Below are 23,625 nucleotides of genomic sequence, written 5' to 3'. Positions count from 1 at the left end.
GCAGCCAAACGTTTGCTTCAATTTTATAACAAACATTTATATAACAATAAGTTAAATACCGATTTTCGCTCTTTCCGTATGGGTGTACTAAATACCACTTATTTTAGTTTTAAACAACATTTTTTATATGGATATTAGAATTAACTAATGTAAATTCTAACTCTCAAACCTGGATGATTATCTTTAAACAGAAGCTGTGCATGATGCTGTCGGACAACGGCATCAACCAGCGCTAAACCTATTCCATTTCCGATTTCACTTCGGCTTTTATCTGCTCTAAATAAAGGTTCGCAAACGTGAGGCTTATCGGCATCAGTGATTCCTATTCCCGAATCACTGACAACAACACCTAAACTGTCAACAATCACCTCGATCCGACCATGCTCAGGTGTGTACTTCACCGCATTCTCTACCAAGTTAAACAATGCTCGGAACATCAGAGAGCGATCACCAATAAGCTGACATTGACCATCTTGCCTCAGGGTCATGATTTGCTGTTTTTGTTCAGCGAGCGGTATCAAAAACTCTGTCACATCATGTGCAATTTTGCTCAAGTCTACGACGTCGCCACTGATGACCATTTGCCCACTATTTAAGCGTGCAATCTCCAACATACTGTTAAAAAGGGCGAGCAACATATCCAATTCTTCTTGGCAAGCCATTAACTTATGAAGTTCTGGTTCTGCCAAATTTTTTGAGTTGGAAAGCTCTTCGAGTCTCAATTTTAAGCGAGCCATCGGCGTTCGCATATCGTGTGCCATACCAATTGAGAGAGTTTTGAGAGTCTCTTCATTCTTTTCCATCTGCTCTATCATAAAATTGAGATGTATTGCCAAAATATCGAATTCATCATCACTGGTCGAAACGGGCAATTTCACCTTTTTTTCACCACAGAGAAAGCGATTCATCGCGTGATTGACTCTATGCAACTTGCGTAATATCACAATGGCGAATGTTGCAGCACCGATAAACATCAATGTAACGGGTATTAAAACGCCGGAAACAATCATCGGAACCACTTGAGATCGATACGATTGCAACAGCTCGGGTTTGATGCCTATTTCTAGCGTACGACCATCAAAAAGGATGACTTGGTTATGGCTTACTTTTTTCCGTACAACGGGGTATGAGGGTGGAATGGAAATACGGTTAATGTGATAGATGAAAGGACTCTCTGATTCGCGCTTTCTAAGGATCAATCTCTCGACTTCGCCAACACCTCGTAGGTTGGCTTCGTCAAATTCCTGAATTTCATCACGAAGTTGCTTTGTTAGTTGCTGCCGGTGAAAGGATTCTGAATGAACAAAGACCTGATGAACAAATAAGGAATAGAGCAGAGCAATGGATATAACGAGTAGGAGTAAAATTTTAAAGACAGAGGAACGCGTAAGATCATGATCAACAGCGAAGGACATAACCTGCTCCCCTAACGGTATGGAGTAGATTCGTTCCGCCAACTTCGTCCAGTTTTTTACGAAGATTGGCAATGTGCACATCGATTACGTTAGTTCTAGGATCAAAATGATAATGCCATATCGCCTCAAACAAACGCATTCTAGAAATGACCTGTTCTTCGTTTTCCATGAAATACTGAAGTAACTGAAACTCTTTAGGTTGCAAATGCAGCTCGTTATCGAGAAAAGTGACCCGATGCGCTTTCAAGTCCAATTTAAGACCTTCGTATTCCAAATAGCTAAGAACTTGAGTTACGGGTTTGTGGCGACGCACGATGATATCTGTACGAGCAATCAATTCTGCGAGGGCAAAAGGTTTCGTTAGGTAATCATCACTGCCTGCTTGCAAACCACTTACTCTGTCTTCAACACTGTCCATTGCACTTAAAATTAAGACAGGTACATTGACTTCGGTTGCTCTTATCGCCGCAAGAACTTTCATCCCATCCAATGCAGGTAACATCCGATCGAGAATAATCATTTGATATTCGCAGCTGACAGCCATCATTAAACCCTCTTGACCATCTCCTGCTTCATCGACGATATAACCATGCTCACGCAGCCCTTGAGAAACAAATTCTCTTGTTGTTGCGTCATCCTCAATCACTAGAATTTTCATGTAGTTAGCCTCTAAATCTGACGTATGAATAGTATCAGACAGAGAATGGAAAAATCTTGTTGCATACCAAAGAATGCGGTTTATGTAGAAGAGCGAGAATTAAAATGGGACAGAAAACGTTGAGGGGCGGAGGTAATAATCCAAGCCTGACAAAAGCTAACTTGTTGAAATTTAATATCTAAGCCTTTTCTATTACCTACCCAGCCAACGATTAAGGGGATACCGCATGAGAAATCATTAAACATCATTAATGTGAATAGTTGTGAAGTGTGGGTTAGGCGTTTTTGCGCTCATAGTATGTATATCATCTAGTCGTACAGCGGTTTCCTTGGCGTCCGTCTCATCTACAACCCAGTGTGTGAGAATCAAATACTCAACGCGATCAGCACCTATTTTTGTATTGTGAGCGACGCCCTCTATTTGCTCGCCAGACAACATAGCTAGGCTCACTTTCAATTTGAATAGGCATGCCAGCTCAATGAAGTCGTATTTATCGCAACTGATCATAATCGGATCCACTCCTTATAGTGTTTCGGATGAATTTATCATGGCACCATACTCAAAGTACCTCAAGGTGCGTGGTTCCGCGAGAACAAAACAAAAAAACCGCCCAAATAGGCGGTTTCAAAGCATTGAATTCAAAGTGTTAAAACAAAACTAGCGTTCCCAATACGCCTCTTCCAAGCTATCTTCGCGCTCTGGAAGGCCTCGCGATAAGCGAGGTGAATGTTGAACTAACACCTCGTAACTTGCGCGGTTCGAATATTTACACACCTGAGAGAAAGAAGAATACGTCAAGTACGGGTACTGATGTTTACTTGAATTCGGCACGTTTTCTTTATGGTAGCGGTTAGCCGCCATGTCATGCAGCAACGCTGATAGTGCTGCATCGCCTGCGCCATTGGTGTTCTTTATTTTTTCCGGTCCCCCCATATAAGGTGCAATATGCGAATACACCTTAATAGGGTTAGCGGTATTGGCTTTTAGCACTGGTCGGCTAAACTCGTAGCGGTTGAATTCTGCAATGGCTCCAGGCAGCAGCGGGAGTGACGTTTCCCGTTTTGCTGTGTCTTCGGCAAAGCCAGCCATGTACAACCCAACCGGACCTGCTGTGCATAGCACTAAATCGACCCAATCAAGTGTTTTATCGGAAGCTAAAAGCGGATCACTTTCCCCTGTTAATGCTTCTGCTTCATCTTCATTCATCGCTACGACCGATACATGGTCGTGCAAAAATGTTTGCCAGAATTCAGGGTCGTCTTGAATAACGTATTTTGTTCCCAGTGTAAGAACCACAGGCACGTCGTATTTTTTCGCGTATTCGATAGCTTTCATTGTTGCTTCAGGCATAGGATCGCCAGGCTTACAACGCACAAGATAAGCGGTCAGCACCAGTGCAGAAGCTTTCTTGAATATGGCTTCTGGGATGTTATCAGGCTTTAGCTGATTCATATGACCTTCACTGATTGCAAAGGTACGTTCACCGTCTTCACTGATTAATGCGAAGCAGCGACCAATGGCACCATTCACGCCTTGCAAGTAATTAAGATCCATCCGGCTAGATGTATTACAGAGGTATCGATAACCGTAGCTTCCGATTTTGATGTCTTGGCTCATCACCCCGAGCAGGATAGATTTGTCGTCGGCAAGAACCGAGTAATTGTGCAGAGTATTTCCAATCGTACCACCAGCAAACTCATTGGTGACCAACCCTCGTTCTTTTAGCTCGTTGTACAAATTCTCTGCGGTTTCATCGTCTATAACCAGTGAGTGTCCCTTACTCAAAGAAAACTTTTCGATAAATTCATCGCTTACTTTGGCTTCAATATCCACGAGAGTCTGGTCGATACCAACAATGTGAGTGCGTGCCATTTTTTTGCTTTCTTGCGCTTGAGTCACCAATGGATCACGCGCGTGCACTGGAAAATAATGTTTAGATTTTCTTTGACCGGGAAACTTCATAATCAATAAAACTTATTAAGGGACAAGTTGGGAGCGCGATTGTAGCTCGCATGTTAATGAGCGGCAATATCACCAAAAAAGGCAAACGTTTGCTCTTTGATTTAAAGAACTTTATACCGATTTAGCTCAATTTCCAGTTTAGCTTTCTTTTTTGCTTTTCTTAAATCAGCGAACCAAATTGAGTTTATATAAAAGTATAGGTCATCTTCCATTCTGAATCGTTTAGTCGATAAAAAAGCCAATTGATTCCTCAACTGGCTTTTAGCGGGTAATTGAATAGATTCCAAAAAATCTCTTTATTGATTCCCTATCGCTCTTTAGTGTATGGCTTGGCAATCGCTTTAGGGGCAACGGCTTTTCCGATGAAACCAGCCAAGAGAACAACGGTTAAAACGTAAGGCAACGCAGAGAATACTTGGGTTGGAAGTACACCAACTAGTGGGATTTCTACACCTTGCATGCGCGTTTCCAGTGCCGATAAGAAACCGAACAGTAAACAGGCGAAAAACGCAGCTTTAGGATGCCATTTACCAAATATCACCGCCGCCAATGCAATGTAACCTTGACCTGCCGTCATTTCCTTACCGAAACCTGCGTTCTGGGCGGTAGAGAGATAAGCACCAGCCAATCCACACAATACACCTGTGACCAGTACAGCTCTAAAGCGTAACGAGAATACTGAAATACCCGCCGTATCTACGGCATTAGGTTCTTCACCAACAGCACGCACGCGTAAGCCGAAGCGAGTTCTAAACAATACCCACCAAGTCGCAATAACCGCAACAAACGCAAGGTAGACAAGAATGTTATGCCCAGAAATAAGTTCAGAGTAAATCGGACCAATAACAGGGACATTTTCGCCTAACCACTGCGCACCAGGTAGGTCAATTGGTAAGAAACGCTGGTCGTTATGCAGTGTTGGCGTTTGACCGCCTCTAGAGAACCACGCGTGCCCTAAGGTTATCGTCATTCCGGAAGCAAAAAAATTGATTGCCAAACCGGAAATGATTTGGTCACCCTTTTGAATGATTGAGGCATAACCATGAACCAGCGCCAATAGAACAGACGCGCCAATACCCGCCAATAACCCCAACCAAGGAGAACCAAGTGCATAAGCCGTTGCTGCAGCAACAAAGGCAGAGAACAACATCTTGCCTTCGAGACCAATATCAGCAATACCAGATCGCTCTGAAAATATCCCAGCCATAGCGGCAAAGATAAGCGGTATAGCCAAACGAATTGTCGAATCAAAAGTGGACAATAGCCAGTTAAAAATTTCCATCGTCACACCTCCTATGCTTTCGCTTGACGAGTAAAGAGCCGCTCTACTGGCTCGCGAATAAGTCTGTCCATCGCTCCTGTAAAGAAGATAACCAAGCCTTGGATAACCATGATGAGTTCAGGGTTCAAGCTCGGCATTTCAAATTGCAGCTCGGTTCCGCCTTGATATAGAGCACCAAACAGAATCGCCGCAATGATGATTCCAACAGGGTGATTTCGCCCCATAAGTGCCACAGCGATGCCTATAAATCCAAAACCACCGGTGAAGTTTAGAATGAGGCGGTTATGCGCACCAAACACTTCATTAACGGCCATCATGCCCGCTAAGCCACCAGATATGGTCATCGCGATAATGATGATTCTCTTTGCATTAATACCTGCATATTCCGCTGCAGACGCATTTTGCCCAACGACTCGGATGGCGTAGCCTAAACGAGAGCGGAACAATAACAGCCATACTAACCACGCCATGACTAACGCGATAAGCAGCGATGGGTTAAGTAGGGAAAATGGCAATTCAAACCCGTTTGCAGCACCCCATTCATGCAGCTTCGGGAAGACCGCTTCAGGGTTGAAATAACGTGAATCTGTCGAGTTACCACCATATTTAGCAATATGCTCTACCAAGGCGTACCCCATCACAGAAAACGCGATAAAGTTGAACATAATGGTGGTAACAACAATGTGCGATCCACGCTTAGCTTGTAGGTAACCAGGGACTGCACCCCAAAGCGCACCAAAGGCTGCGGCAACGATAATCGCTAGCGGTGCCATCAACCAGACGGACAAAATGCCATCAAGCAATAACATTAATATGCCGATACCTAGACCAGCGATATACGCTTGCCCTTCACCACCGATATTGAATAAACCAGCGTGAAAAGCCACAGCCACGGCAAGACCCGTGAAAATAAAGTTTGTCGAGTAGTAAAGCGTGTTACTTAAACCACCATATTCCAGGTTAGTCGCCCCTTGAATCATGACAGAGAATGCCGCCACAGGGCTTTCTCCAACCAATAAAACGACGAGGCTAGATACCACCAATGCGAGAATCAGCTGAAGCAGCGGAACCAGCGCTACATTTACCCATCCAGGTACGGTCTTGTTCATTATGCTTCTCCTTCAGCACTGGCGTTGGCCATGAGCAGACCAAGACCTTTCTCGTCGGTTTCGCTCGCTTTAACTTCACCCGATATCTCACCATCGACCATTACAATAATTCGATCAGACAGAGACATTATTTCGTCCAACTCTGTAGAAACAAGAAGTACCGCAGCACCGTTATCTCTAGCTGCAATAATGTTTTTATGAATAAACTCGATAGCACCAATATCCACACCACGAGTTGGCTGACCAACCAAAATGACATCGGGATGTTTCAACATTTCACGCGCAATAATCAGCTTCTGTTGATTACCACCGGAAAAGTTAGCACTTTTAAGATGTGGATCGACGGGTCTTACGTCATATTGCTCCATCATGTCGCGTGTCGCGCCATCAATAGCCTTCAAATCAAGAAGTTTGGAGCCGTATTCTTCATTATGATGAAAACCAAGAATGGCATTTTCTGCCGCTGGCATTGTTTTCACCAATCCCTGCTTGATGCGGTCTTCCGGTATGTGACCAATACTCAGTTCACGCATGAATGCAGCATCACGATTCACAGATGAAGTAAATTGATGCGAACCTTTGGAGGTCGATACTCTCAGCTCGCCTTCTTGAGGCACCAACGTGCCAGAAAGGACATGAAGAAGCTCTGACTGACCATTACCAGAAACACCTGCCACTCCAAGGATCTCTCCTGCTTTGACATGGAAGTTAAGGTTTTTGAGACGCTTGACGCCACGATCATCAAAATAACTGACATCTTTTACTTCAATGCGTGTTTCTTCTGGCTCAGCTTCTGATTTATCGACATTGAGAAGAACCTTACGACCAACCATGAGTTCTGCAAGCTCTTGTGGATTGGTTTCAGCTGTCGGTCGATACGCTACCATTTCACCTGCTCGCATAACGGACACACTATCCGTTACCGACATAATTTCTTTTAGCTTATGGGTGATCAATATGATGGTGACACCCTGCTCTTTTAAGGTGCGTAAAATATCAAAAAGCTGTTCGGTTTCTTGTGGTGTAAGAACCCCTGTAGGTTCATCCAAGATAAGAATACGCGCACCACGATACAGTGCTTTTAATATCTCGACTCGTTGCTGTAAACCGACAGGCAACGAGGAAACCAGCGCGTGGTTATCAACTTCTAGACCGTACTTAGTTTCAATTTCATGCAATGCCTGTTCAGCATCTTTTGCGCTATGGGAAATCAAGCTGTGGCTTTCAGCACCAAGCATGATGTTCTCTATAACGGTAAAGGTTTCTACTAACATGAAATGCTGGTGAACCATTCCGATTCCAAGATCGATGGCGTCTTGAGAGTTTTTTATGGCAACTTGCTTTCCATCAACGTGAATGGATCCCGAATCCGCCTCATAAAAGCCGTACAAGATCGACATTAACGTCGATTTACCTGCACCGTTCTCCCCCACAATGCCGTGAATGGTGCCTGGCTGGACAGCAAAATTAATATCTTTATTTGCCCAAACCGCGCCAAAGCGCTTATTAACGAGTTTTAACTCAATGGCAGGACTGCTCATTCTCTCTCCCTGAGTGACTGAATGAATCGATAACTAACGTTGGTTTTTGTGTATCTTTGCAACGACAAATATTTAGACTTTAAGATTACAAATGCGATTTTTGAAAAGCTCGTTGAATTCAATTCATCGAGTTATTTATTCATTTTCTATCGCTTATTCTCGCAAGTAAATCCAACAACATCTGTCACCGCACCACCAGTATTGACAATTATATTTATATTCAATACCTGGGGTTCAGAAATTAAAAAGCCGGACACAGATCAGCCATGTCCGGCATTTCTTACTAGTATATTAGTAAGTACAAGCGCTATTTGAGAAGTAATCGTGAACAACAACTTTACCCGCGATAATGTCGTCACGGATTTGTTCTACTTTCGACGCCATGTCTGGACCAATCAGGCTGCCATTGTGCTCATCAAGAGCCCACGCTACACCTTCTTCTTTCAGACCTAGAGATTGAACACCTGAAGTAAATTTACCTGCGTAAGCATCCATGAATGCATCTTTAACAGCAACATCCACACGCTTAACCATAGACGTTAGCATCACGCCAGGGTGAAGGTGGTTTTGGTTTGAATCTACACCAATCGCGTATTTTTTCTCATCAACTGCTGCTTGATAAACACCAACGCCAGTACCGCCCGCTGCTGCGTAAACAACATCAACACCTTGGTCGAACTGAGACTTCGCTAGCTCTGCACCTTTCGTTGGGTTGTTCCATGCTGCAGGAGTAGAACCTGTCATGTTTTGCACAACTTTCGTGTCTTTGCTGATGTATTTCGCACCTTGCTCATAACCACAAGCGAACTTACGAATTAGAGGGATATCCATACCGCCGACAAAGCCAACAGCGTTTGATTCACTCTTCATAGCCGCTAGAGCACCTACAAGGAAAGAACCTTCGTGCTCTTTAAACACAACACTACGAACGTTTGGAAGGTCTACCACTGAATCGATAATAACGAAATTCGTTTTTGGAAATTGCTTCGCTACTTTTTCAACGATAGGTGCTTGCTGGAAACCAACTGCCACAATAGGATCATGACCACGTTGAGCCAAACGCAACATTGCTTGCTCACGTTGTGCTTCGTTAGTGATTTCAAACTCACCGTACTTAATTCCCGTGTCCTTCTTAAATGCTTCCGCACCATTGTAAGCCGCTTGGTTGAAAGATTTATCAAATTTACCGCCCATATCAAAGATCACTGACGGTTTAAAATCTGCTGCTTGAGAAGCAAAAGTTGCTAGTCCAAGTGCTACACCTACCGCGACTGACTTAAAGGTCATCATCCAATTTCTCCATGTCATTTGGTATAAAGTAGTAAAATTAGCACCTATCCCCAAATACCTGTGTAATTATCGCCCAATTTTTTACAGATTCTTGACATGATTCACGACTGTGAAGAAGAACATATTCAATTCGAACAATAGTTAATCGTTTGCATCATTATTTTGAGCACAATTCTTGTATACAAAAACAACAATTCGTTCACAACTTGAAACATTCACTAGGATATTTCGCATGGAAAACAAAAGGTAAAGCGAGCTCCTTTTGATGATTCCATCAACTCAATTCGCCCTTTTAGGTATTGAGTAACCAAAATATAGGCGACATGCAATCCTAACCCGACGAACCCTTGGCTCCTCTCTGTCGTGATGAAGGGTTCAAATAACGTTTCCTCTACATCAGAAGACACCCCCCTACCATCATCACTGTAATCCACTTCTAATTGCCCATTATTGTGGCGCACATTGACCCAAATCTCCCCTTGCTTATCTCCTGAAAATCCGTGGTGATAGGTATTGGTTACCAGCTTTTGTAGGACATCATGCACAATCCAAGTATTGAGTTTGACGGTAAGTGCAGGGTCACACTCAACATTAAAGCTCACACCGAGCTCTTCCCTCGTTGCAACCGACTCCAACCCTTCTGTCATAAAGCGCCCTACATTAACCGGCTGAACTCGGGTTTCGGCACCAACAGCGTCCAACTCTCTAAATGAATCGATTAAACGGGATTGCTTCGATGTGTTGTTAAGGCCAATCGTGGTGAAATCACGTATAGATTCTAACGTTGAGACCATATTACTCTTAGAAAGAGCACCACTTTCAATCGAATTTTCTAACGTATCAATCGTGTCTCGAATAGCTGAAAAAGTACTGATACAATTTCCTATAGGCGTATTCATTTCATGAGCAACACCCGACACCAATTTAGCCAGTGAGGCCATTTTCTCAGATTCCACCAACTTGTTTTGCGTACTTCTTAGCTGATTTAATGCATCCGTCTTTTCTTGAACTAAATTCTCGAGCTCTCTTTTGGATTGACTAATGCTCAAATGATTTTGTACACGAGCGATCAGTTCTTTCTTTTGAAAAGGTTTGCTTATGTAATCCACTGCGCCAGAAGAGAAAGCTTTTTCTTTTGCATCTTGGTCTGTCAATGCCGTAAGAAAGATGATTGGAATATCAACGAATTCAGGGTTGCTGTTAAGAATTTGGCAAACTTCAAAGCCATTCATCTCAGGCATATTTACATCCAAAAGAATCAATGAAGGCTTGATTCTCTCCACCCGACTTAATGCAGTTTTACCATTATTTGCAGTGGCAATCTTATAACCCAACTCTTTTAAAAAGCCGGAAGCGACACCTAAATTTGATGGGCTATCGTCCACTATAAGTATTGAAATATCATGGTCGCTCATTAATGTAATCATCCACCATATCGATTATTTTCTGATCATCAAACTCGTGAGCGAATTTAACGACACGTTCTGTAAACTCAGGGAAATCGGTTGAAAGAGGCTGTACCATCTCTTGGATGTCATCTATGAAACCATCGATGGCTAACGTTCGAATATTGGAAAGCACTTCCCCGCTAGGTACTCTAATTTCCCCTTCTACTTCAATAGATTGTGACTGTAATGCTACTGCGCCATTCATCACCCTACTCACGTTAGTATAGGCGAGGAATCTTTTAAGCTCTTCAATAAGGCTATCTCTATCAACAGGTTTCGTGATGCAACCTTCACAGTGCTTTATGTGGCTTTCGAGCGACTCCGACAATGCAGACGCTGTTACGGCAATGATTGGAATATCCTGATAACGAGGATCATTCTTCAATATTTCAGATGCTTCTCGGCCATCCATATTGGGCATTTTTATGTCCATCAAAATTAAGTCAGGTGTACTCTTCTCGACTCTTTCTAGCATTTGGATGCCATCGTCCGCATAGTCAATCGTGAATGGGAAACCCGTTAAGAACTGAGCCAGGATTTCTTGGTTGTAATCCACATCATCCGCTATCAAAATTTTGGCTGGTTCAAATGAAACAATGAGGTTGTCATCTACTGGAGCATCTTCTCCTTCAATTGCTTTGGCTGGCTTAACCAATGGCAGAGTTACACCAAACGTTGTACCTGCTCCAAACTCACTGGAGACAGAGATTTGTCCTCCCAGTAACTCAATTATTTGTTTGCTAATAGCAAGCCCCAAACCAGTCCCACCAAAGCGGCTTTCCGTTGCTTCTGCCTGTTCAAATGATCCAAATATTTTATCTATCTGGTCTTTTTTGATCCCTATCCCTGTATCTTCTATCTCGAATTCCAGCCTAAAATCGTCTTCAACGGGAATGGCCCGTGCCGTGACTTTCACATAACCTTGCGTAGTGAACTTTACGGCATTACCTATCAGGTTAATGAACACTTGCCGCAATCGATTTTCGTCCATGAGCAGGCTTTCAGGCATGCCTTTTTCAATTTCATAGATAAGCGCAAGGTTACTGCTGGTTGCCTTGTGATCGAACATATCGTGCAACTCTTCAAACATCTTGGGTACGGATGTAGGCGCCATATGAAACTCAAGTTTACCGGCTTCCACTTTTGACAAGTCCAAAACGTCATTAATAAGATGAAGAAGAGCTTTGCCTGAAGTTCTGATTTTATTGATAAAGTTGAGCTTTTTAGGATTGGCTTCTTCCGAATGAAGAATTTCAGAAAACCCAAGAATCGCATTCATCGGAGTGCGAATTTCATGGGACATATTTGCCAAAAATTCCGACTTAGCTCGGTTCGCTTTTTCAGCGCCTTCTTTGGCTTTCTCCATTTCATTAACCGCATGACGTAACTCTTCAGTTCTTAACATCACCCGATCTTCCAGCTCTTCATTAAGCTTTCTTACTTTTCTTTCAGCAACATCTCGCTCCTGAATCTTCAAATTTAGCTCGGTGATGTTGTCTTTTATTGCGCTTTGCATGAAATAAAAGTTACGGGCTAACTCACCAAATTCGTCACGTCGGGTAATGTTGATTTTGTGATTGATGTTTCCGTTAGCAATCGCACTAAAATCTTTAATTAGCTGGGATATCGGTTCAATGAAAGAACGCGCCATTAAAATTGCAATCGCAGCAGCTAACAAAACGAGTACCAAACCAGAAACAATCAGTAACACGGCAACACGCTTAGTGGCATCTTCTATCACTTGTTGAGAAATAGAGGTGACCAAATACCCAAGTACAACACCTTTATCTTTTATCGTGGATGCGAGCCCCGTGTGAATTTGTCCATCAATATCTTTAAGGTCTAACTGCTTTTTTCCTGTGCCAATGCGAATATCGTCCTCAAGCTTTGTGAACAAACTAGAGCCGTCTATCCGATTTCTAGATTCGTCGTATAGCGAAATTTCTACCCCTAAATCCACTTCTTGAATCGCCAAATCAAAATCCCAGCTCCTTTGCAATACCAGCACACCACCATTATCGAGTTCGAAGCTGTAGCTAATGCCTATTGTGCCGTCCGACAGCGTCGTTAATTCTGTTCTGGGGGAACCTACAAATTTCTTCGGAAAGTTAAGAATGGGTTCGATGTCTTTTTTACGTAGAAAGTTACGCGAGTCCCAGCGAATCAACGTCGTTTCATTGATGATGATCCCATCTAATTCGCCATTAAATTGCGCATAAAGATAGTTAACGCTTTCATCAAATACGGGGGAAGAAGAGTTAGGATCAGCCGGCAAATAAATCGCATAGCTGGAAATATCGTAAAGGCGTGAAAACTCAAGTAGGTACTCGCGAACATCTGGATAGAAAGTGAGTACCCCAATAAAATCTTCAGCAGTAAAAATACTGCCTCGCTCAACGCCCATTAAGAATTGTGTAGATCCGCTATTGCGAAACGCTTCATATTGGCGATGAATATGAGGGAAATCGTCTGAAATTCGTCTTTGTAGAGAGCTCGTGGCGTTATGCAAACGCGCCTCGTTTTGACGATTTATTTCACTTCTCATCAAGACATTAGAAGCGACAATCGAAAGCACGATTGTGAGCGCAACCAACAGTGGAGTAAAAACAAAAAGTTTGGTTTTAAAGGTCATTCAGCCTTCCAGCTATTTACTAGATTCTTTCGTAAAAAATGAGAGACATTTTCTTGATTGACAACGACCGCGCCAATATTCACCACCTCAGGAAGAAGAGTGATACCAATTGATGAGATATCATTGGCTACCGGAATATCCTCGTCTACTCGATTGTGGTAGTCCTCCAACAAGGAAATCGAGAGATAACTCATCATGGCTGTTTTCGCGACGATCGAGGAATCAATCACACCGCTTTCAATAAATTCGAGCACCGTATCCTCTCGATCATGAACCACAATTGCTAAGTCTTTGTCCATTAATCCAAGCTGACCTATCGCATTCCCTATCCCTACACCAGAGCTGGAATTCAGCCCTATTAACCCACTAATATCTGGGTGATCACGCAAGAGCTTCATGGTGACTTGACTCGCTTGATCGGTATTGGTTTTATCGTCCACTTCAGCAACGATTTCCCATTCCGTATTTTTTAACCCATCGATGACGCCTTGTTTTTTTAAGGCTGTATTACTGGCTAGATTAAGAACTAAACCGAGCTTACCTTTGTTGCCACCAATACGTACGAGCTCGCGGGCTGTTAAGAGACCAGCCTGATAGTTGTCCAAACCAATGTAAGTATTGGCATTGTGGTTTTCAGGCGCCGCTTCAATAGCAATAACTTCAATGCCTTTCTTTCTTGCTTCCACTATCAATGGCACAACATTATCTACCCAGAGAGGGACGATAATACCGTCAGGGTTGGCGGCAATAGCGGTTTCCATTGCTTTATATTGAGCATCCCAATCCGGCCCCTGCGGTCCTAGTGTGGCAATATTCACATTCAGTTTCTTACTGGCGTATTTAAAACCTAACTTGATGTCACGAACATAAGGATGAGCTAAAAAAGCGCCTACAAAATAATAGGTTCGTTTGCTGTTTTCTTCTGCGATCACATTGGGGATAGAAAAGACAAGCAAAAGAGCAGGCGCTATGAGAATTCGCGCCAAGGCTTGTTTAACAAGAGCTATCAGCATAGTAAGTTCCATCTCAATCATACCTTTCATTCAGTATAGACAGTCATCACGCATTATGTGTAAATTACCAATAGATTGAACACGTTGAGCTGTTAAAGAAAAAATTCACTTTACTGTCAGGAAGCTTTGACAGTACATCAGGCACAAAAAAACCCGCTTAGCTAAGCGGGTTTTGAATAAAAAGCGATGTGATTTATTTCACTAAGCCAGCTTCTTTGTAGTATTTTGCTGCACCAGCATGAAGAGGCGCAGATAGTCCATCTTTTGCCATTTCTTCTTTTTTCAGGTTGTTGAATGCAGGGTGAAGGCGCTTAAAGGTATCGAAGTTTTCGAATACTGCTTTCACGATTTCATATACCACTTTCTCTTTTACGTCAGTAGAACTTACGAACGTTGCACCCACACCAAACGTTTGTACATCTTCCGCATTGCCACGGTACATACCGCCTGGGATGGTTGCTACGCGGTAGAAGCTATTGTCCGCAATAAGTTTCGCTACAGCAGGACCGCTTACTTCTACAATCACACTGTCACAAGATGTTGTTGCTTCCTTAATTGCTCCACTTGGGTGACCAACTGTGTAGATCATTGCATCAATTTTGTTGTCACAAAGCGCTTTAGACTGCTCAGACGCTTTCAGCTCTGAAGCAAGTTTAAAGTCTTTCATTGTCCAACCTAGCTCGCCCATCAGTACTTCCATCGTACCGCGCTGACCTGAACCTGGGTTACCAATGTTTACTCGCTTACCTTTAAGATCTTCAAATGTCTTAATACCTGCATCTGCACGTGCTACGACAGTGAACGGTTCTGGGTGTACAGAAAATACAGCACGAAGATCCTTAAATGGACCTTTGTCTTCAAACTTACTTGAACCATTGTATGCATGGTACTGCCAATCTGATTGAGCAATACCCAAATCCAACTCACCAGCACGAATCGTGTTGATGTTATAAACCGAACCACCAGTACTCTCTACAGAACAACGAATACCATGGTCTTTACGCCCTTTATTCACCAGACGACAAATAGCGCCTCCCGTTGGGTAGTAAACACCTGTAACGCCACCTGTACCAATAGTTACAAAGTCATCAGCTGCGTTCGCGGTTGTTGCTAAACCCAATGCACCAGTCAACCCCATCACAACACAAGCCGTTTTCAAGAACGTCATATCCCTTTCCTTCTGTTGGTTAGCATGCAACACACATGCGTTTCTGTCTCTGGAAACATAGTTCCGTTTACGTAAGTTTTACAACTTTAACAAATAACATAGTCTAATTTAGTATGCGAAATTTTCATCTTAAAACATGAAGTTATTCGTCACATCTCAATATTGACTCAAATTCTTTAGCATTGATCACATTCAGGTTGAGTGCGTTTGCTTGCTGAACAAGTTGAGCGACTTGGTACTCGTTTCCCGGAGACAATTCTCCATTTGGTAAAAAATGATTATTTTCAAACCCAACCCGTGCATCTCCACCTAATAACATAGCAGAGATAAGGCACTGCTGTTCCAATCGCCCAAAAGCGCACACGCCCCAAGCAATATCCGAATTAAGAAGCTGTGGAGTCAGCATAGGCAATAGATCAGCGGGATGAGATTCTAATTGTTTGTGGTAGCGCCCAAGAACAATCAATAAATGCTGGTTCGTATTAGGGATAATTTGCCTGTCAAGCAAATCAAAGTAGCGCGTGAGATCCGTTTGATCATAAACAATCCACTGTATGAGGATGTGTTGTTGATTGGCTAAGCTGAAAAAGTCTCGCGCTGTCGCTTCAGACGCTTTATTTGGAATCAGTTCTTTGATGGCACACGAAACCGCGGGCGGGCGGACTTTTTCAATTAAGATCATTTGCTCTGTTGGTGAAAACTGCCCAACAGCTTCCGTGGTCAATTGAATCAGAATTTGATTCCCTAATTCAGCTTTGAGTTCAGAAAGCAGAGCAGCGTTTTCTCGTATCCCAAGTGTATGCTTTCCCTCTAACGTTCGAGCATGCACATGTGCCATCGCTGCGCCAGCTTGCGCGCTGGCTTTCACATCTTTAACAACATCTTCTATAGATATTGGGATATTAGGGTGATCGCCCTTCATCTTTCGTGCGCCATTTGGAGCAACGATTATGGCTGGCATACTGCCTCCAATGAAAATAGTCGGCTAAAAGTAGCTTGCAGTTTTTCAACCAATTCTGATACTTGCGATGGTGTCATGATGAAGTGTGGCGCCAACAACACGTGATGACCATTTTGACCATCAATGGTGCCTTTCATTGGGTAGCACATTAGCCCTTCTTCCATCGCCATTTTCTTCACCTTTTTTTCCAATTGGCTATTTGGAGAAAAAGGCGTTTTCGTCTGTTTATCCTCTACAAATTCGATACCAATGAATAATCCTCTTCCTCGAATATCACCGATATTAGGGTGATCACTAAACGCTTCATTCAGCTTCTCGAAAAGCAAATCACTCGTGGCCTGAACGTCTGAAACTCTGTTTCCTTCAACAATTTCATTGATTGTCGCTAATGCGGCAGCGCAAGCCATTGGGTGCGCATTGAACGTATGCCCATGTTGAAAATACCCGGAACCATTGGCGATGGTTTTGTAGATCTGGCTGCTTACGATGGCTGCACCAATGGGTTGATATCCACCACCGAGCCCTTTCGCAACAGTCACAATGTCGGGCACAATCCCTTCTTGTTCAAATGCATAGAATGACCCAGTTCTACCCACTCCACACATCACCTCATCTAAAATCAGTAACACATCGTATTGGCTGCAAATTTCACGTATACGAGCAAAATAACCCTCTACAGGCACCAATGCACCCGCTGTCGCCCCAACCACTGTTTCCGCGACAAACGCCATCACATTCTCTGCACCCACTTCAAGAATCTTATTTTCTAGTTCGTTTGCGACACGTTGCCCGTATTCAAATTCGGATTCACTTTCCAGCTTATCTCGGTATGGATAGCACGGGGAAATGTGATGCGTCGTTTTCAGCAACGGTCGAAATGGAGCACGACGCCATTCATTGCCACCAACGCCAAGCGCACCTAACGTATTTCCGTGATAACTCTGTTGGCGCGCAATAAACTGAGATTTACTCCCTTGGCCTTTTTCCAGATAGTATTGGCGCGCAAGTTTCAGTGCCGATTCAACGGCTTCTGACCCACCACTAACAAGGTAAACATGGTTAAGTGAGCTAGGACTTACAGACACCAATGTATCGGCTAATTTTTCTGCAACATCGGTTGTAAAGAAACCACTGTGAGCAAATGGTAACGCCTCCATTTGTCGCATCATGGCATTCTTAATCTTTTGGTTGTTATGACCGAGGTTAGAGACCGCTGCTCCGCCACACGCATCTAAATAACGCTTACCATTTTGATCGTAAAGGTAGATGCCTTGCCCATTTTTCACTGTGGGAGGTACATGGTGGCAATGTCGGTGAATAAGATGAGTCATGGCGATTCCTTACGTGCCTTATTTGGCTTGTTTAATTTCTGAATGCTTAACTTTCGGTTGCTTAACTTTTCGTTTGCTTAGCTAATGATTACTTAGCTTCTGCTTACTTAGCCTCTGACTAATTAATAACCAAGATAAAGCTTTGCGATTTCCCGACAAGCGAATTATTCTCACTAGTATGAGCAAATGGAATAATGGTGATTCGCCTTTAGATCTATTCTCTAAAATCTTAAGTAAGCAGAAGTTATTCACCCATACGGAAAGTAACCACCATGCAGTTAACCAAACACCTGCCCTCTAGCCGAGCGCTTCAAGCCTTTATTGTTGCCGCAAGGTGCCTCAGCTTTTCGGAGGCAGCCAAACAGCTTTACGTTACCCAAGGGGCAATAAGTAAACAAATTCAATCGCTTGAAACTCAGCTCGGGCAAGCCCTATTTATCCGAAAAGGAAGTGGATTGGTACTGACAGAAGCGGGAAACCAGTACCTCAGTAAAGTCGTACCAGGCATAGAAGCCATTCAGACAGCCAGTGCCGAAATGCAGCAAACCCATTCGGAAACAAACTTACTGCAACTTAATGTGTCCCCTTCTGTTGCCAACCTTTGGCTTCTGCCTGAAATAGACAAGTTTCTCGCACAAAATCAGCGCTTAAGAATATCGGTAAACACTGGGGATGGGCGGTTACCCAAGGGAGGGATAGATGCTGATGTTTCAATTCGTTGCCTACCAATAGCCAAGCACTATGAGCATTCGGAATGGCTATTTCAAGAAAAGCTCATCTTAGTTGCTAATCCAAGCGTTGGTAACCTCAGTTCGATAGATGAAGTACTCAGCTTGCCTCTGCTCCCCCAATCGACCCGCCCGCAGCTTTGGGAGCTGATGCTGAACAAAAGCCAAACTCAGATTTCGCCCAATTATTACCCTGTCGCATTTGAACATTTTTATATGTCTTTGCCTTTGTTGGCACGAAATTGTGGAGTTGCCCTTTTGCCCGATTTTATGGTGAGAAAAGAACTCGATTCTGGAGCGCTCATAAACCCGCTCGACTTGAAATTCGACAGCCCTTATGGCTATTACTTGATTTGCCCAAGTTATAAGTTGAGTGAACCTCACATTACCTCATTCATTCGTTGGGTTCGGTCACTGGAGCGATAAAAGCAGCGTGCCGTATAGCGTATTTTTTGGATAAATGAAGACGCAATTTAAAATAACTTTGTATTAACTTTTCATTTTCATATACAGATCGACATTACGTACCGTTTACATTCATATCAGTTACATTCTCACTGCCTTGTGATCCTAATCTGAAGATATTTCCAGTTTACCGCACTTAAGACCGATATATTTATAAGGAATGGTTGCATATTAATTTAAACAACCACTCCTCTAACAATAAATACACTGGTTCACACTAGATGAGACATAGAATCTCACGGTGTGCGCAAACAGATAAACGTCAATTGGCAGAAATTATGAGCATAATCGCGCGACTTAAAGCGTGGGCGTCGAACAACGTCCCCCTGATATTTTCGATACTCCGTTTTGTTCAACCCAATGTTCTTTATAAGAATTACGCACTGATCACCCGATTTAAAGACGTTCAGGAAGCATTGTCTCGTCCCAATGAGCTAGGTGTAACTTACGCCGATAAAATGCGAGTAATCACCGACGGCAGCAACTTCTTTTTAGGAATGGATGATATACCGGACTACACGAGAGATGTGTCGAATATGCGTTTAGCGGTTAGGCGTGACGACCTAGATAAAATCGTAGCACCACTAACCGATAGACTCGCCAAGCAAATTATGGAAAACAGCACAGGCAGAATCGAGCTAGTCTCAGAACTGACTAGTGTTGTGCCATGCCAATTCACCGCCGAATATCTAGGCGTTTCTGGGATCGAGCCAGAAAAATTATTTAACTGGACTTGTAACCTATTTCAGTACCTTTTCTACCCAGACTGCCCAAAAGAAATTGAAGAGGCCGCAATACGAGACGCCGCTAGCTTGCGCGGTCATATCGATCATTTGATCGAAGAACGACGAATGCTCCCAGCTAGTGAACGTGATCAAAAAGACGATATTTTAGAGCGATGCTTAAAGTTACAAGAGTCTGGTACACCAGGAATGACCGACTACGATATTCGCAACAACTTAATTGGCATAATCATAGGCTTGGTCCCTACTACCTCGAAATGCGCTATTCTCGTTCTAGATTACCTATTAGATAACAAAGCACTTTTTACAAAGGCGCAACGTGCCGCACATTTAGACGACATGCACACCTTAGAGCAGTTCGTTCTTGAAACTTTGCGATTTAAATCCTTTGGTGCAGGTCTTTTCCGTATTGCCAATTGTGATTACACGATAGCACAAGGCACATGGCGTTCTAAGAAAATAAAGAAAGGAACACAAGTCTTTGTCGCTACACAGTCTGCAATGCTGGATGGGCGCGACTTATCTCACCCCAAATCATTTAAGTTAGATCGCCCAAGGCACGTTTACATGCATTTTGGTTACGGTATGCATACCTGCTTCGGTCAATACATTAACTTAATCCAAATCCCTAATATTCTGAAAGCAATCTTGAAATCGGAGCATATTCTCAGAGCCGAAGGTGAACGTGGATTAGTTCAATACCGAGAACCCTATCCGATAAGTCTAACGATCACACACGAGCAATTATCCCGTCACACCGATGAGACATCACCGGATACGACAATAGAGAAACCATCAAAAGTCGCATAATCAACAAGCCTACCGGTCTGTCTAAAGGCACCAGTAGACAATAATAAAATCCATCACTTTATACAGGAATGTGGTATGTCAAATATTGCGGGTAAGGCGTATGCCATGAACGTAGTTACACCAATAAAATGGTATTGGCGCTGGCTAAACAAATTCATATTTTGGACAGTGAACTCTGGAGCCATGAAATTAGTTGGGGCTTCTTTAAATGGGTTAACCACGCTTTCTCTGATTCACTACGCTCGGTGGGCGATCATTAAACCAAGTGAATTTCCTAGGCTTTCAGAATCACAGCCCAAAGAAACCATTAAGTACAGCTACATGTTCTTCTTTAGCAATTTTAATGGCAGTTGGGCTCAATACGTTGACTCTTTCCATAGCGCGATTCCATCTGGTTTGGATCTATTCTGGAAAAACAACGTGAAATACCCAGGTTCAGTGCCACTGCAACCCTTTCACGATTACATCACGTCAAACCAAGTATGGACAAACCACTACTACAGCGCCTACCCAATGGCGGCTTCAAACGACGTGAAGTCTGGGCAACACATTCGAAGCTCACTCTCAGAATTCATTAAAGAAACGCCAGCCAATGAATCAGCGGATGATTTTCAAAAGCGTTACGACGCACTGACTCTTTCGCTACAAGATCACATTGGAATGATGGCACCTTCTCCCATCGTCAGCCTTTCTGCAGAAGCTGTGGAAAAACGCCTTGCTAAAGCCAGCTAAAGAGAGGAATTAATCATGTCTAATACCAGTGGCAACGCCTACGGCTTAACAGCATTGTGCCCAATCATTAACGGGTGCAAAGACGACACCTCATACAGTGCAATACTTCGAGACTACCTACATGCGCTACCGTTAGATAGGTTCAGCCCGATGGCTAAGGTACCCAACACATATTTAGCCCGCTTTTACGTGCTCTCGGATGTGTTTTATCAAGGTCATCCCGCGAGAGAGGAACACTTACAGTCTCAATACCTCGTTTTCAGTAGCAATTTTTATGGCGATCTGGACTCCTACCTCTACGACATGTGGCAACACGCTGAAGGGGAAGTTAAGAAAATCTGGCAGCACTGTGTCGCTTTTGACGAAGTAAGCAACGCAGACCAATTCATCGAATACGTTAAAAAATGCCAAATCGATAACCAGCTCTTTTTTAATGGTTCGAACGACTTGTCCCTAAAGGCTCAACTGAAAAGCTTATTTTTGAAGCAAGAATTTTCTCGCTTTGTCTACGCAAACCAAGGTAAGCCAGCACATGAAATTCAAAAACTGTTTCGAGAGTTTGAACGCGCAATAGACATCGACAATCTTTCATCACCGAGTTGGAGCGCAGGGGCGAGTAGCTTAGAAGAAGTCGCAACAACCGCCCATATCTATAGCCAGAACAGCGCATCTTCTGTCGCTGAAAACAAACCATCATTGGAGACAGAATAATGTCAGATACGCCTTCCCCCGCTGCAATAGATCTCCACGATATCCAAGGTAATATTATTAAGGGTTATGGACGATTTGGTTACCCACATGCGCGCTATCTATTTCTGTCGGTACGAAAAGAAGCCGATGCAAGACGCTTTTTAAGACAAATAATCAATAAAGTCACAACCTCTGTCCCATGGGGGCAGGCGGGGCCAAACCAAGAGCCAGTCCCTAAGCCTTTGGCCACCACCAACGTTGGCTTTACTTATAACGGGTTAAAGGCAATCGGTGTGCCACAGCAGTCACTTCAATCTTTTCCACAAGCTTTTGCTATGGGTATGCCAGCGAGAAAAGACATACTCGGAGACGACCTATCAAGCGCACCCGAGCATTGGGATCCTATTTGGCATTCACCGGAAAAAGTGCACCTTTGGTTATCGATAAATGGACAAACTCAAGCAGACATTGAAATTCGCTACAAAGAGCTGCTTAGGTTGATAGAAATATGTGATGCAGGCGTAGAGTTGTTGCAAGGTCACCGTGCTGGCAATGGAGAGTTACTCCCTTATCAAGACGCTGCGGCATTAAGAGAAAATGAAAAAGTCACCCCAAAAGAACACTTTGGCTATGTAGATGGCATTAGCGATCCTTTTTTCAAAGGAACAGGTGCACCGGCCGAACGCGTCCTTGGAGCCGGAAAGCCAACAGGGAAAGACCCATCTAAGATGGAAGGCTGGGAGCCACTAGAAACAGGTGAATTTATACTTGGGCACCGAGACGAATCGTTTGAATACCCTAAAGCTCCAACACCACCGCTGTTGGCTAAAAATGGCACTTTTATGGTGTATCGAAAGCTCCACCAAAACGTTAAATCTTTCAAGCGTTACAGTGAAGAAGTCGGCAAAGATTTTGAAGGTGGAAGTGAAGCGCTATCGGCGAAATTTGTTGGTCGCTGGAAGAATGGTGCCCCAATAGCCTCTTTCCCAACCCAAAAGGAAGCAGACGCATTTCACGATAAATTACGCAAAGCGCAGAAAGACGCAAAAGAAAATCCGACAACTGCAAATAAAGAAAAGTACCTCGAATTAAAACAGCAACTCACGGCTTTCAACTACAGTGATGACATAAAAGGCTCGGCATGCCCAATGGGCTCACACGTTCGTAGAGCCAACCCACGAGGTGCACTCGAATACGGTGTGAAAGATGCGTTCAATACGCCAGGCGCGTTGGTAAATCGCCGACGTATCCTTCGCCGTGGTCTACCTTATGGCATCGTGAGCGAATCGCCTGAAGACTCTAGTAATCAAGGCATTATATTCATGGCGTTAAATGCCGATATAGAGCGCCAATTCGAGTTTGTTCAACAGCAATGGATGAACTACGGCAACGATTTTAAACGCTCCAACGAGAAAGACCCAATCATCGGTAATATGTCTAATAACCCTGACGTCTCGGCGGATGGCAGCATGCTCATTCAAGGGAGCGAACAAACCGGCAAGAAGCCATTTTTCTGCTCTCATATCCCAAGGTTCGTGGAAACGCGAGGCGGTGATTACTTCTTTATCCCAAGCCTCACTGCATTGCGAATGTTAGCAGAAGGCATTATCGACCCTACTTAGGGTCTCGTGACCTAATACGTGTAAA

General features: G+C 43.5%; 19 protein-coding genes. 5 read left to right on the top strand and 14 right to left on the bottom strand.

The window, feature by feature from the left end; all coding sequences use genetic code 11:
* Positions 1-140: 140 nt before the first annotated feature.
* The 14 genes from CW749_RS25180 to CW749_RS25110 form a co-directional block, all read right to left on the bottom strand.
* Positions 141-1,415 carry a HAMP domain-containing sensor histidine kinase gene (locus CW749_RS25180; protein ID WP_101115220.1) on the bottom strand — a complete coding sequence of 425 codons (1,275 nt, stop codon included), beginning with the start codon at positions 1,413-1,415 and terminating at the stop codon, positions 141-143.
* Entirely contained in the window at positions 1,399-2,073 is a 675-nt protein-coding gene (locus CW749_RS25175; RefSeq protein ID WP_101115219.1) for a response regulator transcription factor, read from the bottom strand. The genes CW749_RS25180 and CW749_RS25175 overlap by 17 nt, the downstream gene beginning before the upstream one ends.
* Positions 2,074-2,310: 237 nt before the next feature.
* Entirely contained in the window at positions 2,311-2,580 is a 270-nt protein-coding gene (locus CW749_RS25170; RefSeq protein WP_101115218.1) for a Rho-binding antiterminator, read from the bottom strand.
* 150 nt (positions 2,581-2,730) lie between these two features.
* On the bottom strand, positions 2,731-4,035 hold the full coding sequence (locus CW749_RS25165; RefSeq protein WP_101115217.1) for an inosine/guanosine kinase: 1,305 nt from the start codon (positions 4,033-4,035) through the stop codon (positions 2,731-2,733).
* A gap of 307 nt (positions 4,036-4,342) precedes the next feature.
* Positions 4,343-5,317 carry an ABC transporter permease gene (locus tag CW749_RS25155; protein ID WP_101115215.1) on the bottom strand — a complete coding sequence of 325 codons (975 nt, stop codon included), beginning with the start codon at positions 5,315-5,317 and terminating at the stop codon, positions 4,343-4,345.
* Positions 5,318-5,328: 11 nt separating this feature from the next.
* The gene (locus CW749_RS25150) at positions 5,329-6,426 is read right to left on the bottom strand and encodes an ABC transporter permease (RefSeq protein ID WP_101115214.1); all 1,098 of its coding nucleotides are present in this window, start codon (positions 6,424-6,426) and stop codon (positions 5,329-5,331) included.
* Positions 6,426-7,967 carry an ABC transporter ATP-binding protein gene (locus tag CW749_RS25145; protein ID WP_101115213.1) on the bottom strand — a complete coding sequence of 514 codons (1,542 nt, stop codon included), beginning with the start codon at positions 7,965-7,967 and terminating at the stop codon, positions 6,426-6,428. Before CW749_RS25145 ends, CW749_RS25150 begins: the two co-directional genes overlap by 1 nt.
* 291 nt (positions 7,968-8,258) lie before the next feature.
* Positions 8,259-9,257: a BMP family ABC transporter substrate-binding protein gene (locus tag CW749_RS25140; protein WP_101115212.1), complete on the bottom strand. Its 999-nt coding sequence runs from the start codon at positions 9,255-9,257 to the stop codon at positions 8,259-8,261.
* A 218-nt stretch (positions 9,258-9,475) separates the two neighbouring features.
* Positions 9,476-10,672 (bottom strand): hybrid sensor histidine kinase/response regulator, encoded by a 1,197-nt coding sequence (locus CW749_RS25135; protein ID WP_180958495.1) that lies wholly within the window; start codon positions 10,670-10,672, stop codon positions 9,476-9,478.
* Positions 10,659-13,337, bottom strand: a complete 2,679-nt coding sequence (locus CW749_RS25130) for an ATP-binding protein (RefSeq protein WP_101115210.1) — start codon at positions 13,335-13,337, stop codon at positions 10,659-10,661. The genes CW749_RS25135 and CW749_RS25130 overlap by 14 nt, the downstream gene beginning before the upstream one ends.
* Positions 13,334-14,350 carry a substrate-binding domain-containing protein gene (locus tag CW749_RS25125; RefSeq protein WP_180958494.1) on the bottom strand — a complete coding sequence of 339 codons (1,017 nt, stop codon included), beginning with the start codon at positions 14,348-14,350 and terminating at the stop codon, positions 13,334-13,336. The genes CW749_RS25130 and CW749_RS25125 overlap by 4 nt, the downstream gene beginning before the upstream one ends.
* 193 nt (positions 14,351-14,543) lie before the next feature.
* A complete protein-coding gene (locus CW749_RS25120) occupies positions 14,544-15,488 on the bottom strand; it encodes a TAXI family TRAP transporter solute-binding subunit (protein WP_101115234.1) in 945 nt (314 codons plus the stop codon).
* A 172-nt stretch (positions 15,489-15,660) separates the two neighbouring features.
* Positions 15,661-16,479 carry a 3-keto-5-aminohexanoate cleavage protein gene (locus CW749_RS25115; RefSeq protein ID WP_101115208.1) on the bottom strand — a complete coding sequence of 273 codons (819 nt, stop codon included), beginning with the start codon at positions 16,477-16,479 and terminating at the stop codon, positions 15,661-15,663.
* Positions 16,467-17,810, bottom strand: coding sequence for an aspartate aminotransferase family protein (locus CW749_RS25110; protein WP_101115207.1), 1,344 nt, complete (start codon positions 17,808-17,810; stop codon positions 16,467-16,469). Before CW749_RS25110 ends, CW749_RS25115 begins: the two co-directional genes overlap by 13 nt.
* Positions 17,811-18,082: 272 nt before the next feature.
* Between CW749_RS25110 and CW749_RS25105 the strand changes: the two genes are divergently transcribed.
* The 5 genes from CW749_RS25105 (at position 18,083) to CW749_RS25085 (ending at position 23,600) form a co-directional block, all read left to right on the top strand.
* A complete protein-coding gene (locus CW749_RS25105) occupies positions 18,083-18,964 on the top strand; it encodes a LysR family transcriptional regulator (RefSeq protein WP_101115206.1) in 882 nt (293 codons plus the stop codon).
* A 317-nt stretch (positions 18,965-19,281) separates the two neighbouring features.
* Entirely contained in the window at positions 19,282-20,556 is a 1,275-nt protein-coding gene (locus CW749_RS25100; protein WP_180958493.1) for a cytochrome P450, read from the top strand.
* Positions 20,557-20,631: 75 nt separating this feature from the next.
* A complete protein-coding gene (locus CW749_RS25095) occupies positions 20,632-21,288 on the top strand; it encodes a hypothetical protein (protein WP_101115204.1) in 657 nt (218 codons plus the stop codon).
* A gap of 15 nt (positions 21,289-21,303) precedes the next feature.
* Positions 21,304-21,999, top strand: a complete 696-nt coding sequence (locus CW749_RS25090; RefSeq protein ID WP_101115203.1) for a hypothetical protein — start codon at positions 21,304-21,306, stop codon at positions 21,997-21,999.
* On the top strand, positions 21,999-23,600 hold the full coding sequence (locus tag CW749_RS25085) for a peroxidase (protein WP_101115202.1): 1,602 nt from the start codon (positions 21,999-22,001) through the stop codon (positions 23,598-23,600). The genes CW749_RS25090 and CW749_RS25085 overlap by 1 nt, the downstream gene beginning before the upstream one ends.
* The last annotated feature ends 25 nt before the right edge of the window (positions 23,601-23,625 follow it).

Source organism: Vibrio sp. vnigr-6D03 (genome assembly GCF_002835515.1).
Classification (GTDB): domain Bacteria; phylum Pseudomonadota; class Gammaproteobacteria; order Enterobacterales; family Vibrionaceae; genus Vibrio; species Vibrio penaeicida.
This window is presented reverse-complemented; position numbering and strand designations above follow the sequence as displayed.

Coding starts and splice junctions, on each gene's coding strand:
- CW749_RS25105 (WP_101115206.1), top strand. CDS start 18,083: ATGCAGTTAACCAAACACCTGCCCTCTAGCCGAGCGCTTCAAGCCTTT.
- CW749_RS25115 (WP_101115208.1), bottom strand. CDS start 16,479: ATGCCAGCCATAATCGTTGCTCCAAATGGCGCACGAAAGATGAAGGGC.
- CW749_RS25110 (WP_101115207.1), bottom strand. CDS start 17,810: ATGACTCATCTTATTCACCGACATTGCCACCATGTACCTCCCACAGTG.
- CW749_RS25085 (WP_101115202.1), top strand. CDS start 21,999: ATGTCAGATACGCCTTCCCCCGCTGCAATAGATCTCCACGATATCCAA.
- CW749_RS25120 (WP_101115234.1), bottom strand. CDS start 15,488: ATGGGGTTGACTGGTGCATTGGGTTTAGCAACAACCGCGAACGCAGCT.
- CW749_RS25135 (WP_180958495.1), bottom strand. CDS start 10,672: ATGAGCGACCATGATATTTCAATACTTATAGTGGACGATAGCCCATCA.
- CW749_RS25130 (WP_101115210.1), bottom strand. CDS start 13,337: ATGACCTTTAAAACCAAACTTTTTGTTTTTACTCCACTGTTGGTTGCG.
- CW749_RS25090 (WP_101115203.1), top strand. CDS start 21,304: ATGTCTAATACCAGTGGCAACGCCTACGGCTTAACAGCATTGTGCCCA.
- CW749_RS25100 (WP_180958493.1), top strand. CDS start 19,282: ATGAGCATAATCGCGCGACTTAAAGCGTGGGCGTCGAACAACGTCCCC.
- CW749_RS25150 (WP_101115214.1), bottom strand. CDS start 6,426: ATGAACAAGACCGTACCTGGATGGGTAAATGTAGCGCTGGTTCCGCTG.
- CW749_RS25165 (WP_101115217.1), bottom strand. CDS start 4,035: ATGAAGTTTCCCGGTCAAAGAAAATCTAAACATTATTTTCCAGTGCAC.
- CW749_RS25125 (WP_180958494.1), bottom strand. CDS start 14,350: ATGCTGATAGCTCTTGTTAAACAAGCCTTGGCGCGAATTCTCATAGCG.
- CW749_RS25175 (WP_101115219.1), bottom strand. CDS start 2,073: ATGAAAATTCTAGTGATTGAGGATGACGCAACAACAAGAGAATTTGTT.
- CW749_RS25145 (WP_101115213.1), bottom strand. CDS start 7,967: ATGAGCAGTCCTGCCATTGAGTTAAAACTCGTTAATAAGCGCTTTGGC.
- CW749_RS25140 (WP_101115212.1), bottom strand. CDS start 9,257: ATGATGACCTTTAAGTCAGTCGCGGTAGGTGTAGCACTTGGACTAGCA.
- CW749_RS25095 (WP_101115204.1), top strand. CDS start 20,632: ATGTCAAATATTGCGGGTAAGGCGTATGCCATGAACGTAGTTACACCA.
- CW749_RS25180 (WP_101115220.1), bottom strand. CDS start 1,415: ATGTCCTTCGCTGTTGATCATGATCTTACGCGTTCCTCTGTCTTTAAA.
- CW749_RS25170 (WP_101115218.1), bottom strand. CDS start 2,580: ATGATCAGTTGCGATAAATACGACTTCATTGAGCTGGCATGCCTATTC.
- CW749_RS25155 (WP_101115215.1), bottom strand. CDS start 5,317: ATGGAAATTTTTAACTGGCTATTGTCCACTTTTGATTCGACAATTCGT.